Below are 14,539 nucleotides of genomic sequence, written 5' to 3' on the forward strand. Positions count from 1 at the left end.
TGGGCTGCTCCGTTGCAGCGAGAGACGTTCTATGCAAACCAGCCCTCTCCGTCAACAAGTTTTTAAAACTTTTTTGATTCTTTCTTCAAAAAAACTGACAGAAGAAGCCTAACACACTGTTTTACAATGATATAATTTGCATTTATTTTTTACGTTTTTCTGCTCTCTTTATTCAAAAAGCGGTGCACCTTAGTCGGCACTCCGCTTTTTGAACAAAATATCTGCAACTTACAGCTCAGGAATAACGATTTCACCCTTGGAAACCATATCTTCAATTTGAGCCACGTCTTTATCACCACGACCGGAGAGGCAGACGATGATGATCTGATCTTTTGTCATCTCTGGTGCAATCTTCATTGCATGAGCCAAAGCGTGGGAAGATTCGATTGCCGGAATGATGCCTTCTGTTCTGGAAAGTGCGAAAAATGCATCCATGGCTTCTTTATCACTGATGTATGCATATTCAGCACGACCGGCATCTTTCAAAAATGCATGTTCCGGCCCTACACTCGGGTAATCAAGACCTGCGGAAATGGAGTACACCTCTGCGGCTTCGCCGTTTTCATCTTTAAGCATGTAGGAATTAAAGCCATGCATGATGCCCGGCTCACCAAGACTCAATGATGCTGCGTGCTGACCATACGCCAATCCGCGACCTGCCGGCTCTACACCGATAAGACGCACGCCTTCTTCTTCAATAAAGTCTGCAAACATGCCGATTGCGTTTGAACCACCGCCTACACATGCAAGACATGCATCTGGAAGACGACCTTCCTTCTCAAGAATCTGACGTTTTGCTTCTTTACTGATTACATGCTGGAATTCGCGAACGATTGTCGGGTATGGATGAGGGCCTACTGCTGAGCCAAGAAGGTAGAATGTATCTTCTGAAGACTGAACAAGCTCTGCGAGTGCTTCGTCTACTGCTTCCTTAAGTGTGCGCTGGCCGCTTGTTGCTGCCACAACCTTAGCACCCATCATCTGCATGCGGAATACGTTGAGTTTCTGGCGCTCAATATCTACTTCGCCCATGTAGATAGTACATTCCATACCCATAAGGGCTGCTGTTGCGGCAGTTGCAACGCCGTGCTGACCTGCACCGGTTTCAGCGATGATACGCTTTTTACCCATACGCTTTGCAAGCAGGATCTGGCCGATTGTATTGTTTACTTTATGCGCACCAAGGTGGTTCAAATCTTCACGCTTGAGGTAAATCTTTGCGCCGCCGAGCTTTTCGGTAAGGTTGGAACAGAGATAGAGAGGGGTCTGACGACCGGAGAACTGTGTTAAGTAGTAGTTGTACTCTTTAACAAACTCAGGATCATTGCGGTACTGTTCGAAGGCTGCTTCGAGTTCTGCAAGAACAGGCTTTAATGGTTCAGGAACGTACTGTCCGCCGTATTCGCCAAAAAAACCCGCCGCTGTAACTTCGCTGTTCACTGCTGTAGACATAATGAGTCTCCTTAATATGTTACGGCAGTGCTTCGACCATTAAAAAACCGCGGTCAGTTTGCACTACCGCGGTTTTAGTAAGTTCTACGTATTTTTTTACGCAGGCAATAACAATCCACGGCGCTTATTACCAGCGCCACCACCAATTACGAAGAGAAAGAATTGAGGAATTGTTTATTTTCTGCATGAAGAAACTCTAAAGCTTTACACTCTGTTGTGTCAACAATTTTTGTTTCTAAAAGGTCTAGTGCTAGATAACACGCTTCAATAACAATAAAAGCGCATTCACAACCTGCTTTGTGCCGCCCTGTCTATCTTTCAGCCATGCTGCAAACCGTTTGTGCACAGCTTCAGGCTTGGCAGGACGTTTTAAAACCCGCATCATCTGCTCAAAAACATCATCCACAGATTCCATTGAATACACCAGCTTCTCGGCTATAAGACCTTCTGCCCATTGGAAGTTATGATAGCTGGTTCCTATCACAGGATTTTTACCGGCAGCCAGTGGCTCCAGAAAATTCTGACCACCCAGCGGCGCAAGGCTTCCGCCTACAAAAACAGCACGGGCAAGCTGGTAAGCATGACCGAGTTCACCGAAGGTATCCCACAGGATAACTGTTCCCGGTGCCGGCGGTTCTGTAATTTTCGAACGCAAAACAATCGGAAGATTTGCTCCGTTCAGCATCATCTCCCACAAGCCTACGCGTTCCATATGTCTAGGGAAAAGGGCAATGCTTGTTTTTGGACGTGCCTCTTTAAGACGCACAATCAAATCAAGAATGCTTTCCTCTTCTTCCTCTCTGACAGAGCCAAGTACAACCAGCGGAGTATTCTTTTTGAAGACTTTACCGAGCAGCGGGTTCTTTCCTTTTGCTCCGGCAGCAGAAACACTGTCGAACTTAATGTTGTTCATTCTATAGATGCCCTGCTCTCCGAACAGTGCCGCGTATCTGCGAGCATCCTGATCAGAAATAGCATGCACCATTGCAGGACGGATGCGACGCCAGAAGTTTACTGTTGCAAGATATCCTGCAAGCGAGCGTGGATTCATCCTTCCATTGAACACTGTGACCGGAACATTCTGAACAGCACAGGCAGTCATAAGCCCCGGCCAAAGCTCTGTCTCCAGAAGAACAACAGCTTTCGGCGCAACCATTTCCACAGCCCGAGCCATCAGGTGCGGCTGGTCATAAGGGAAATAGTTTACAATAACATCAAGGTAGCCTTTTTCTGCGGCAGCCCACTCTCTGGCTTTTTCCAAAACTTCAATGCCCTGCTTTGTGCAGGAGGTGAGCAGAATAGTCATCTGCTGATCATCCGGCATTTCGCGAAGCATCTGCCAAGCAAGATACGCTTCACCGCCGGAAGCAGCCTGAATCCACACATGAGCCCGTTTCGACCATCCGGACGGCACAAGCCGCTGGGACAGCCCGTATTTCAAGCGTTTATTGCGATCAAGAACAGGTCGGGCGATACGCCATGCAGTTCCATAGACTGCAAGCATCATGTTGTGAGAGAATCCAAGGCTCATAACAGCATCCTAAGTTTTGAGAGTGAGTCTGCTAACTAATCCTTCAAGCAAATACAGTAATCAGATGCACAACATGCCCCGAGACCATGTCTCCATTCAGAAAACACGGTCATCGGAGCAATTTGTACATATTGTTTGCTAGTTATCTTCGGCTAAACCGAGTTCAATCAACCTTGCGATAAGGTCATCAAAAGAAAGCCCGATTGCAGCGGCTTCCTGAGGAAGCAGGCTGGTGGAAGTCATACCCGGAAGAGTATTTACTTCCAGCAGATGCAAACTGCCGTCTGGTGAGTAGATAAAGTCGGCACGGCTGTAGCCGCTGAGTCCAAGTACTTTGTGAGCCTTAAGGGCAAAGTGCTTAACCTGCGCTGTAATGGTCTCCGGCAATGGTGCCGGACAAATTTCGCGCGCTCCCCCCGGACGGTACTTTGCCTCGTAATCAAAGAAAATTGAACCATCTGCCGGTTCAATCAAAATAGGAGGCAAGGCTACATCGCCCAGGACACCACAGGTTACTTCTACACCTTCAATTAACGGCTCAACAATCACCTGACTTTCAGTTGAAAACAGTGATTCCAAAGATCCGGAAAGCTCTTCTTCGCTTACGACTCTGGAAAGCCCTAAACTGGAACCGCCTGTGTTTGACTTGATAAAGATAGGGTAGGAGAATTTAGGGCGCCAATCTTTTGAAGGACGCTTGGCCAAAAACTCCCATTCCGGAGTAGGAAGGCCGTTATCAAGAAAAACTTGTTTAGAGACTGATTTGTTCAGCGCAATAAATGAACCTGTTGCACGGCTGCCCTGAAACGGACACCCTACAGATTCCAGCAATGCCTGCACCATGCCGTCCTCACCCGGAGAACCATGCAGGTTGATAAACGCAAAATCATGTCCCCTTGCTGCGGTCAGAAGACCATCCAAAGAGAGATGCGGATCAAAAAAAGTTACGGTATGTCCTAGCCGGAGTAACGCCTGATGGATACCTTTTGCACCATTCAGTGAAACTTCCCGCTCGCTAGACCATCCGCCCGCGATTAAAAGAATGTTCATGTAGTGAAATTCCTAATTGTTCGGAAAAGGCCTGCTCTATTTCTTCTGCAAGCACCTTTGCCTTCATTATATTAGCAATGATCCTGTCCGTTCTTCCATAGCGAACAACAAGATCATCAAAGCGTTCATCAAGTGATACTATGTTGTCGTGCATCACTCGCTTATCAGCGTAGATAATCGCCAAAGGCAAAAAACACAATTCACAATCAACAGGCCATTCCCAATGCACATGATGCAGAACCCCTTGAGCCACGTAAGGGTTTCCCGTTTCTGACAAAACAATTGAACCGCCGATCCATGCATGATCACCACCAAACTCAATGGTGTAAGCCTTGGCAATATCATGCAGCAGGGCGCTGGATGTGATGCTTTCTATTGAAACATCCATACCGCGTTCAGCACCAAGCTTTGCGAGGGTTGTTGCAAGGTAGGCAACCTGCTCGCTATGCGCCCGTATATGATCGGGCATTTTATATTTATCCCAAAGGGCTGTGCATTCTGCCCTGTTTGGAACATGCCACTTCGGATTCACAGGAAATCGATGAAAAGGAAGAGCTGCGCGGTATGCGCATTGCTTATGTTGAGAATCTGACTGTGACCGCATAAAAACCTCTATGTATCCGGCAAGATAATTTCAAATTTAGACCGGCTTTCAACTTTTTGTAGCAAGCGGGTGCAAAAAAAGCAAAGGCAGCGTGTACAGATCACTTTTTTCGCCACGTTGACACCACTACACTGAGAGCGTAGCAGTATTCAGTGTGCGGATACCCTGCCGCGTCTATCCTATGCTCCAACCATGTTAAGGAAGTGCACAATGAATGTATCTGATTCCTTTAAAGATCCAGAATTATGTAAAAAACTTCTGGAACAACTGCATAACGAACTTGATGGTCCTCTTCGTTTTATGGAAGTCTGCGGCACACATACTGTGGCTATTTTCCAAAGCGGATTGCGTCCTCTTTTACCTAAAGAAATTGTCCACCTTTCCGGCCCCGGCTGCCCTGTCTGCGTAACGCACGAAAGTGAAGTTGCTGCTTTTCTCGACCTTGCAGGAAAAGACGGCGTCATTTTAGCCACATTCGGCGACTTGATGCGTGTTCCCGGCCCTAAAGGACGCAACCTGAAGCTTGCAAAAGCAGAAGGTGCCCGCATTGAGATTGTTTACTCCCCGCTTGATGCATTAAAACTTGCTCAAGACAACCCGAACGACACCGTCGTGTTCCTCGGCGTAGGGTTTGAAACAACCGCACCGACCATTGCCGCTTCCATCCAGATGGCAAAGCAGCAAAACCTTACAAATTTCAAAGTGCTTTCATTCCACAAACTGGTTCCGCCTGCACTTAAAGTGCTTCTTGAAGATCCCGAATGTGCAGTGGATGCTTTCCTGCTCCCAGGCCACGTATCCACCATTCTCGGTATGGAGCCATACCATTTTGTAGCTGAAAATTACAATACTCCCGGCGTTATCACAGGCTTTGATCCTGTTGATATCCTTGAGTCTCTGCTTATTATGGTTGAACAACGGAAAACAGGAAAAGCTTCTATTGTTAACCAGTACAAGCGCGCTGTTGCCGACTCCGGCAACGCCAGAGCCCGCGAAATCATGTTCTCAGTCTTTGATATTGCTGAAGCACAGTGGCGCGGCGTAGGCACCATTCCTGAAAGCGGCCTTGTTTTTAAAGATGAATACGAAGAATTTGACGCATTGAAAGCGCTGGATATTACACTGACCGAGGTTCCACAAACCCCGGGCTGTAAATGTGGCGAAGTGCTTAAAGGGAAAATGCAGCCAAGCGACTGTCCTTTATTCGCCAAGGCTTGCACCCCTGCAAAACCGGTAGGCCCGTGCATGGTTTCCACAGAAGGCAGCTGTGCAGCTTACTTCAAATATCAGGTGACAGCATAATCATGAGCGATTCCACTCTTCTTCTTGACCACGGAAGCGGAGGCATGGCCTCCAACCGTCTTATCGGCGATCTTTTTTTCAAGCATTTCGGCAATCCGATTCTTAATGAAATGAACGATGCTGCATTGCTGGATATCAACGGCCCTGTCACTATGAGTACTGACAGCTATACTGTTGATCCTATTTTCTTCCCCGGCGGCAACATCGGTACCCTTGCAGTACACGGAACCGTTAACGATGTTGCTATGCTCGGCGCAAAACCGCGCTACCTCTCCTGCGGCTTCATTATTGAAGAAGGATTGGAAATGAGCACGCTTGAGAAAATTGTTATTGAAATGGCGCAGGCTGCCAAAGAAGCTGATGTTCTTATCGTTACCGGAGATACCAAAGTTGTTCCGCGCGGCTGTGTGGACAAGGTATTCATCAATACCACCGGCATCGGGGAACTCATTCTTCCAACTGCAACTTCCGGTGCACACGCCAAAGCCGGTGACGCTATCCTTGTTTCCGGCACCATGGGTGACCATGGTTTGACCGTGCTTTCCAATCGTGAAGGACTCAACTTTGCGACAGACGTACAAAGTGATTCCGCCCCTCTCAACCACATTGTAGAGGCACTGATTAACGAAATCGGTGACATTCATGTGCTTCGCGACCCGACCCGCGGCGGACTTGCCACCACACTGAACGAAATTGCAGGACAGTCCAACGTCACCATCAATCTTGTTGAAAATCAGGTGCCAGTTCGAGAGTCTGTCCGTAACGGCTGTTCCTTCCTCGGGCTTGATCCATTCTACCTTGCCAATGAAGGTAAACTTATCTGTATTCTTCCTCAGGAAAAGGCTGAAGCTGCACTCGAGCTTATGCGTTCACTGAAATACGGTGAAGAAGCTGCACAGGTAGGCACCGTACTTGATCCAAACGATTCTCCCGGCAAAGCCGGACAGGTTGTTCTTGAAACTCCGCTTGGCGGACACCGTCTCTTGAACATGCTTGAAGGGGAGCAGTTACCGCGCATTTGTTAAATCCAACTATCACGACTCGTTCTCTAACACAAAATAACATAATTATGGCTGTAAGAATTTTTTCTTGCAGCCCTTTTTTATATATAAATTGTGCACAGCGTTTTGAGTACCCATATTTATTCAATACTACTTGTAAATAAAAAATAGCAACAAAAAGTAAAACTCCTTGTTGCTAATTCTATAGAGTCGCTTCAAAGGCTCTATAGCATACATCCAATATACTTTTACTCCCTCCCTCTCTAAAAATAGAGGGAGAGGGAGTAAAAGAACAAGTGCTCATCAATTAATACGAGTCAAATCTAAAGAAGAATTAAAGGCTGGAGAGTCTATTCCTCCTAACCCTAAAATTGTATGATACAGATTATCGTGTGAAATTGTATTTTTTGAAACAGAAAGTAATGCCTTTGTTATATCAGGATGATTAGCTCTATATTCCCCGCTCAACCAAATCATAAACGGCACCTTTTTCTGAATTGCATCAGTTCCGCCATGAAACATCTGTCCATTCTCTCCAAGGCTTTCACCATGATCTGAGGTATACACAAGAACAGCATTTTTGTTTCTAAGTATCTCGATGGCCTGGCTTAACATCCAGTCAGTTTTTACTATAGTGTTGTCATATGCATTGACAAAAGGTGTAATATTTTCTTTATACTCTTCATTTGTATATTGATCCGGCAGAAATACACGAAATTCGTTTGTATAGTTAGATCGATATGAAAAATGTGAACCTTTGGTATGCAAAAGAATGAGACTTCCGTTCATAGATTCATCTTGTCTTACAACCTGTTGAAGAACAGGAAGCAGTACAGGATCTTGTCCTTTCATATACTTCACCGTCTTCGCCGAAGAGATTAAAGCATCTGTAAGATGGCCACTTCGACCTAGACGGTTTTGTAATGAAAAAAAGTAGGTATTGTAATTGTGTTTATTAAAAAAAGTTACAAATGATCCCAATGATGGCTTTCTATTTTCCCGCGTAGCGTTAGTTAACATACCAATAAGAGATCTTCTTGTTGACGTATCAAAAGATTCAGCCACGCCCAAGTTAATCAGATTTCCTTCTTTTTCTAACAATGGGTTAGTTCTACGAGAATAGCCGTTTAGGGAGAAATTACCAGCCCGTGCACTTTCACCAATAACAAAAACAAGAATCGGCTTTTCATCAAACTGTAACGTCGATTGTATAGTTTGAGCCGTCGGTAACGCTAATAATTTTTCTGCCTTCTTCTCTTCTTTGTAATATAGCTGTAATGCCTTAACAATTGAGATAGGAGTAACTTTTGAAAGTGATGCAAGACGAGCCGTATCTGATTGCCCCGTTGATTTAAGTACCCTTGTAGAGACTTCATAACAGCCTATACTCAAAAGAGCAGTCAAAAGAACAACAAACAAACGTGTGAAAAAAGGGAGTTGGCGCAAGTGTCTTGAAAGATATGCTTGAAAAAATCCCAATAACGCACCGCCAACAATCACAATAAAAAGAGTCGGGCTCAGATAACTCGTTATTTCAAATTTATTTGCCTCTAATGCCCAACTAATACTTTTATATCGCAATGGGACATTAAATATAACGTAGAAATATTGGGCAACTGCACAGCATATATTCACAAGCGGAAAGACAAGATACGAAAAACAGGAAAATAACGTTAAAAGTGTAAATATCCCTAAATTCAAAAAAACAATAATCAAACTTGCAAAAAAGACTTCATGAGGCTGACCTTCAAAGAAGTATGTATTATAAATGAATGTCAGAAAAATTGAATAAATCCAAAAAATTACACTTTTTTGAAAATAATAATGAATCGTTTTTTTACTACAATTAATCAAGGAGGAATATTGTAAACTCATCTTTTAACCTTCTAGAATTTTTTAAAAGAAGGTTTTCGTATATTTTATAGCCTAACCATTGTAAACAACAAAACTTTTTTGCACTTTACTCTTTGTTTGTCGTTAACTTCGGCGTTTGCGTCACACTGTCAGTTTTACAATTAGTACATCTGCCACAACTACATTCTTACGTTCTTTCACTATTTGTCATGACTACATGAGTGGACAAAATTACTAGAAAAAACAGTGCAATATGCGATTAATCGCCGCATAAATATTATCATAAAATTAGAATGCACAGCTTACTGCAATCACAACAAAATGAATCTAAAAGCAATGCTATTTCGACCCCTTAACAACACACCTAACAAAAAATTTCATTAACTAATAAAAGATATACAAAATATCACAAATAAGGCTGTCCTAACTCGTTAGGACAGCCTTTCTTATGACCAAAATTCAGAAGCACATTACCAATCAATTTCAGATTGATTATGCTCTCGAAGCCATTTGTTTGTAAGAATAAAATGATTACAGCCAAAAAATCCTCGAGATGCAGAAAGTGGAGAAGGATGCACCGCTTCAAGAATATAATGATCATTCTCTGCAATCAGCGGACGTTTATCCTGTGCATGTTTTCCCCAAAGAAGAAATACAAGATTCTTTCGCTTACGGCTTATGGCTTTAATAATGTCATCTGTCACAGCTCCCCAACCTAATTTAGCGTGTGAAGCTGCCTTGCCTTCCTGAACGGTGAGTGTTGCATTCAACAACAGAACACCCTGCGTTGCCCAGCGGGTAAGATCTGTAGAAACATCACGTTTCTCACCGTTATGAAACTCTGCATCAATCTCTTTAAAAATATTGCGCAGTGAAGGCGGAAACTTGGCTCCCTCAGGAACAGAAAAAGAAAGGCCGTGAGCCTGCCCTGCTCCGTGATATGGGTCCTGCCCCAGAATGACAACGCGAACATCGTTGAATGGTACAGCTGCCAGTGCAGCAAAAACCTGTTCTTCCGGCGGGAAGACTGTATTCTTTTCCCGTAAGGACGCTACCTTTTGCAAAATGCGTTCATGTCTTCCTTCTTTAAAATAAGGAACAGCTTCGCACCAATCCTGCGGAATCATACTTCTATCCTTTGTATAGAAAAAGACGGACAGGAAGTCCCGTCCGTCTTCTATTATTTACTCTTTCACCATGCATACTAAGGGCATAGCATACGCGCCTTGTTCTGTATTCCCTGTTAGAAAAATCTTTTTCACACAAGAAATGGTTTCAGGCGTTTCTGCCTGCGAAGGCTCGTATCCTTGCTGCCAGAGTCGTTATGCTTCCGGTGCGTCTTCGAGTCCAAGCAAAGCGGTTGCGAAATCAGCGCCGTTAAACGGTCTGAGATCTTCCATTTTTTCACCAAGGCCGATGTAGGTAATTGGAATATTGAACTCCATAGCAATAGCTACGACGATACCGCCTTTTGCGGTGCCATCCAGCTTAGTAAGGATAATCTCATCAAGATGCGCAACTTCGTTAAACAGCTTGGTCTGGGATAACGCGTTCTGGCCGGTAGTCGCATCAATCGTCAGAATAGTACGGTGAGGAGCACCTTCGTGCTTTTTCCCAAGTACGTTTCGGATTTTCTGCAATTCATCCATCAAGCCGACTTTAGTCTGAAGGCGTCCCGCAGTATCCACAAACAATAAATCGTAGCCGCCTTCAACAGCTTTTTCCACGGCTTCATATGCAACAGCTGCCGGATCGGAGTTGGCAGATTTTGCATGAAAATCAACACCGATGCGATCTGCCCATACCTGAAGCTGCTCAATAGCTGCCGCGCGGAATGTATCACCAGCGGCAATAAGTACTTTTTTGCCCTGAAGCTGAGCACGGTAAGCAAGCTTAGCAATGGTGGTGGTTTTACCCACGCCGTTAACACCGACCATAAGAACAACTTCCGGCATGTTAACAGCGGTAATGCGAGGACCTGTTTTGAAAATTTCTTCCAGTTCTTCGCGCATAAATTCTTTAAACTTAGCAGGATCTGTAGTTCCAGCCTTACGAACACGCTCACGCAGACGCTCAACAAGCTTCATGGTCGGCTCAAAGCCAACGTCAGACATAATGAGAATCTCTTCAAACTCTTCCCAGAAAGATTCATCAATCTCAGAGTGTGTAGCCAGTAAGCCATCAATCTGCTTTGTAATCTGTTCTTTTGTCTTAGAAAGACCTTCAGAAAGCTTAAGGAACAGACGGGAACGCTCGTCTTCTTCATCTTCAAGGTCGAGAGCAAGAGCGAGACGGAACTGCAATTCAGAACGGAAATCACTGACATAGTCATATTCCATGTCATCAAGCCATTCTGCAAACTTTGCAATAAACTCTTCTGCTTCATCTTTTGGAGCATCAAGTGCATCAAAGAAGAAACGGAGACGTTCCCAAAGAGGATCGCCGACTTCTTCGATACCGTTAAGTACATGCTCAAGCCATACTGAAAGTTTTGGCTCAGCACCGCGAAGCGCTACAGTAAGGTCTTTCTGCCACTGAGGCTGGTCATCAGTAATAAGTGTTGCTGTTTCCGGTGCTGCCGGTTCTACAACTACAGGTTGCGGAGCTGGTTCAACAACAGATTCAGGCTCAGCAGGTACGGCAGGTTCCGGCTCAGGGGTCGGCTCTTCAGCAGGTTCTACAGGAGCAACGGGTTCTTCTACTTCAACGACCGGTTCAGCTTCAGCCACAGGCGCTTCTACCGGTGCAGCTTCTTCAACTGCTTCACGTGAAGGCTCATCTCCCTCTTCCTGAATGAACTCCGGCTGAAGAATAATTTCAGCTTCCGGCTGCTGCTCTACAGGCTCTTCTTCTGCTGAAACCACTTCATCCGCTGGTTGCTCAGCAGGCTCCTGCTGCGCTTCTTCTGCGGGTACATCCTGCGCCGCTACTTCAGCAGGTGCGTCAGCACTCCCGGCATCTTCTTCCGCAACGGCATCAACTACACCTTCTGGTGCTTCCTGCTCTGCCGGCTGCGTAGATTCTTCAGTTGTCCAAAGTCGTTTCAGTTTAGAAAAGAACCCCATAGTCCATCCTTTAAATACCAGAAAAAAATTTCTCTGCTGTTTTTATCATTATATACGAATCGGAATACTTTGCTCATTACTGCGTTGGAGTCAAGTCGCCAAGGGTTTCATTGACCTTTTAAAAAATTTTTCTCCATGCTCAAGCTCTTCTCTGGAAAAAATGCAGATCAGCCCCTCACTTATCCATTCACCTTTATTGACTATCTATATCATTTCTATATTATTGGTTTCGTTTTTAGCAGTATTGGTTCTTTTTAATCTGGGATCACAGGAGCATACATGCAAGGCCCTATTTCACGCACCATAGTAAAAATCTTCTGCGGTAATTCGCTTTCCCGCAGTTTGCTGCTTGGCATTATTGCTACTGTGTGCGCGACGATAACCTTCATTGGCATCTACCATTATTCCCAAAGCTATTGCAGTGCCCTTACTCAAGTTGAAAAAAGGGCTGTTGACCGCACTCAACGTCTTGCTGAAATACTCGCTATCCCTATCTGGAACATTGAATATGATACTGTAACAAGAATTATTGCGGTCTTTTCAGAATCCGATACGGTACTGCGTATCCAAGTAGAAGAGCCTGACGGTAAACTTATTGCAGACAAAATAAGTGATCCCACCCTGCATACCGACAAAGTCATATCCCGAGATATTTTTTACAATAATCAACACATCGGGCGACTTACAACGCATCTTACCTTTGACTCATTCAAAAAAAAACAACGCCAGGAACTGATCAACTATTTATATGTTATCGGCTTCTTACTCATAGCTATTCTCTTTTTCACACATCAACTTCTCAAGCTGTATCTGAAAAAACCTCTTTTACAACTTAGCAAGATGATTGATCAACTGCGCACCGGAACCTATCCGGAACATTACCCTACGCTTCAAACAAAAGAATTACAAAAAATTGCTCTTAACTTTAAAGAGATGGCCAAACAAGTTGCGCTGCGTGAAACCCAGCTGACACACATCAATAACCAGCTGTACCAAAACATTGAAGAGCGTAAACATATTGAAACGCAACTGCGTACCAGTCAGGAACAATTCAGTCTCGTGGCTGCAAGCACTATGGATGGTATCATTGATCGTCATTTAGGGCAGGATTTTCTACTGTATACACCTAGATGGAAAGAACTTCTGGGTTATTCTGATGCTGAGCTGACGAATTCTTTGTCAGTCTGGCTAGAACGCATTCATCCTGATGACCGAGCTAAAATCGAAAAAATTTCCCGCGCTGAACAATATGATGAGGATGGTCGTACAGAAAGCGAATACCGGATGAAGCACAAGGACGGAAAATACCGTTGGTTCCTCGGTCGTTCACAACTGCTATATGATCAGGAAGGTGAAGCCTACCGCTTTATCAGCACACATTCGGAAATTACACCTAAAAAAATAGCCGAACAGCGACTGATATCGACCAAAGAGATGCTTCAAAATATCATCAACTGCATGCCTTCTCTTATTGTGGGCGTTACAGAAGATATGACTGTATCACTCTGGAACGATACTATTGAAGAAAGCACCGACATTGTACCGGAAGCTGCCGAAGGTAAACGGTTCAGGGAGCTACTGCCTGAGCTGGCGTTCGTTGAACGACATATTCGAACATCTTTTGATGACAACACGCCTGTCACAGTTCCTAAAGTAACCTCCATGCGCAAAGAGGCTCAGGTTACATATGACATTGTAATCTTCCCTGTTACCATCGGTACCAAGCGTGTTGCAGTACTCCGTATTGACGACATTTCTGATCGCCTACGGATGGAAGAACGCATCATTCAAACAGAGAAAATGGCTTCTATCAGCGGGCTTGCTGCAGGTATGGCGCATGAAATCAACAACCCGCTTGGAGGAATTCTCCAAGGTGTACAAAATATCCAACGCAGATTCAGCCCTGAACTTCCACCGAATGTTCGTGCGGCTGATCAATTGAATCTTTCGCTTGAAAAAATGAACACCTACATGGAGCAACGAGAAATCTTCAGCTTACTTGACGGTGTAACAGAATGCGGACGACGGGCTGCATCCATTATTGCGAACATGCTTGAATTCAGCAGAAGCTCTAACATCAAGCGTATCCCGTGCGACATTCATTCTATCATTAATAAATCTATTGAACTTGCAGCGAATGATTACGAGCTAAAAACTCAACATTATTTCAACCGCATCACGATCGTTCGGGAATTCGACTCAACAGTTTCTGAAATATCATGTGCTCCGCAGGAAATTGAACAGGTCATATTGAACTTATTGAAAAATGCTGCACAGGCATTTTCCGCAGCAGAACCACCGGTGGCGAACCCTATCCTTATCATTACGACACAGCCTTCGGCTGCCGGAGTTATGATTACTATTGCAGACAACGGCCCCGGGATGAGTGAAGAAGTACGAAAACGAATTTTTGAACCGTTCTACACAACCAAACCGGTTGGAGATGGTACAGGTTTGGGGCTCTCTGTCTCGTACTTTATTATTACCAACAACCACAGTGGTACAATTTCTGTTACGGCAGCAGAGAATAAAGGTTCTGCGTTTAATGTTTACCTTCCAAAGGCGATGTAAAAACACTTCCCTTTATGCTCATTCTTCGTGCGACTAAATTTCAGACAAAAAAAAGTGCACGTTTTCCGGTGACCGGCATGTTCATGAGTAGCTCAAGAACCTGATGTGT

Annotated in this window: 10 protein-coding genes; 3 read left to right on the plus strand and 7 right to left on the minus strand. The window is 44.6% G+C overall.

The window, feature by feature from the left end:
* Positions 1-228: 228 nt before the first annotated feature.
* The 4 genes from trpB to QZY95_RS14405 form a co-directional block, all read right to left on the minus strand.
* Positions 229-1,452, minus strand: coding sequence for a tryptophan synthase subunit beta (gene trpB, locus QZY95_RS14390; protein WP_290924769.1), 1,224 nt, complete (start codon positions 1,450-1,452; stop codon positions 229-231).
* Positions 1,453-1,702: 250 nt separating this feature from the next.
* A complete protein-coding gene (locus QZY95_RS14395; RefSeq protein WP_290924771.1) occupies positions 1,703-2,983 on the minus strand; it encodes a glycosyltransferase N-terminal domain-containing protein in 1,281 nt (426 codons plus the stop codon).
* A 138-nt stretch (positions 2,984-3,121) separates the two neighbouring features.
* Positions 3,122-4,033: a D-alanine--D-alanine ligase gene (locus QZY95_RS14400; protein ID WP_290924773.1), complete on the minus strand. Its 912-nt coding sequence runs from the start codon at positions 4,031-4,033 to the stop codon at positions 3,122-3,124.
* Positions 3,999-4,637: an HD domain-containing protein gene (locus QZY95_RS14405; RefSeq protein ID WP_290924775.1), complete on the minus strand. Its 639-nt coding sequence runs from the start codon at positions 4,635-4,637 to the stop codon at positions 3,999-4,001. The genes QZY95_RS14400 and QZY95_RS14405 overlap by 35 nt, the downstream gene beginning before the upstream one ends.
* Before the next feature lie 210 nt (positions 4,638-4,847).
* Between QZY95_RS14405 and hypD the strand changes: the two genes are divergently transcribed.
* Positions 4,848-5,939 (plus strand): hydrogenase formation protein HypD, encoded by a 1,092-nt coding sequence (gene hypD / locus QZY95_RS14410; RefSeq protein ID WP_290924777.1) that lies wholly within the window; start codon positions 4,848-4,850, stop codon positions 5,937-5,939.
* Positions 5,940-5,941: 2 nt separating this feature from the next.
* Positions 5,942-6,964, plus strand: coding sequence for a hydrogenase expression/formation protein HypE (hypE, locus tag QZY95_RS14415; RefSeq protein ID WP_290924779.1), 1,023 nt, complete (start codon positions 5,942-5,944; stop codon positions 6,962-6,964).
* Positions 6,965-7,243: 279 nt separating this feature from the next.
* On the opposite strand, the gene QZY95_RS14420 is transcribed toward hypE, so the two are convergent.
* From QZY95_RS14420 to ftsY, 3 genes are all read right to left on the minus strand, one after another.
* Positions 7,244-8,815, minus strand: a complete 1,572-nt coding sequence (locus tag QZY95_RS14420) for a phosphoethanolamine transferase (RefSeq protein ID WP_290924781.1) — start codon at positions 8,813-8,815, stop codon at positions 7,244-7,246.
* Positions 8,816-9,264: 449 nt separating this feature from the next.
* Complete coding sequence (gene ung / locus QZY95_RS14425; RefSeq protein ID WP_290924783.1) at positions 9,265-9,921, minus strand: uracil-DNA glycosylase; 657 nt, start codon at positions 9,919-9,921, stop codon at positions 9,265-9,267.
* Between the two features lie 195 nt (positions 9,922-10,116).
* Positions 10,117-11,859: a signal recognition particle-docking protein FtsY gene (ftsY, locus tag QZY95_RS14430; RefSeq protein ID WP_290924785.1), complete on the minus strand. Its 1,743-nt coding sequence runs from the start codon at positions 11,857-11,859 to the stop codon at positions 10,117-10,119.
* 279 nt (positions 11,860-12,138) lie between these two features.
* On the opposite strand from ftsY, the gene QZY95_RS14435 reads away from it, so the two are divergent.
* Complete coding sequence (locus QZY95_RS14435) at positions 12,139-14,430, plus strand: PAS domain-containing sensor histidine kinase (RefSeq protein WP_290924787.1); 2,292 nt, start codon at positions 12,139-12,141, stop codon at positions 14,428-14,430.
* Positions 14,431-14,539 lie beyond the last annotated feature (109 nt).

Source organism: Halodesulfovibrio sp., assembly GCF_015482765.1.
GTDB lineage: Bacteria > Desulfobacterota > Desulfovibrionia > Desulfovibrionales > Desulfovibrionaceae > Halodesulfovibrio.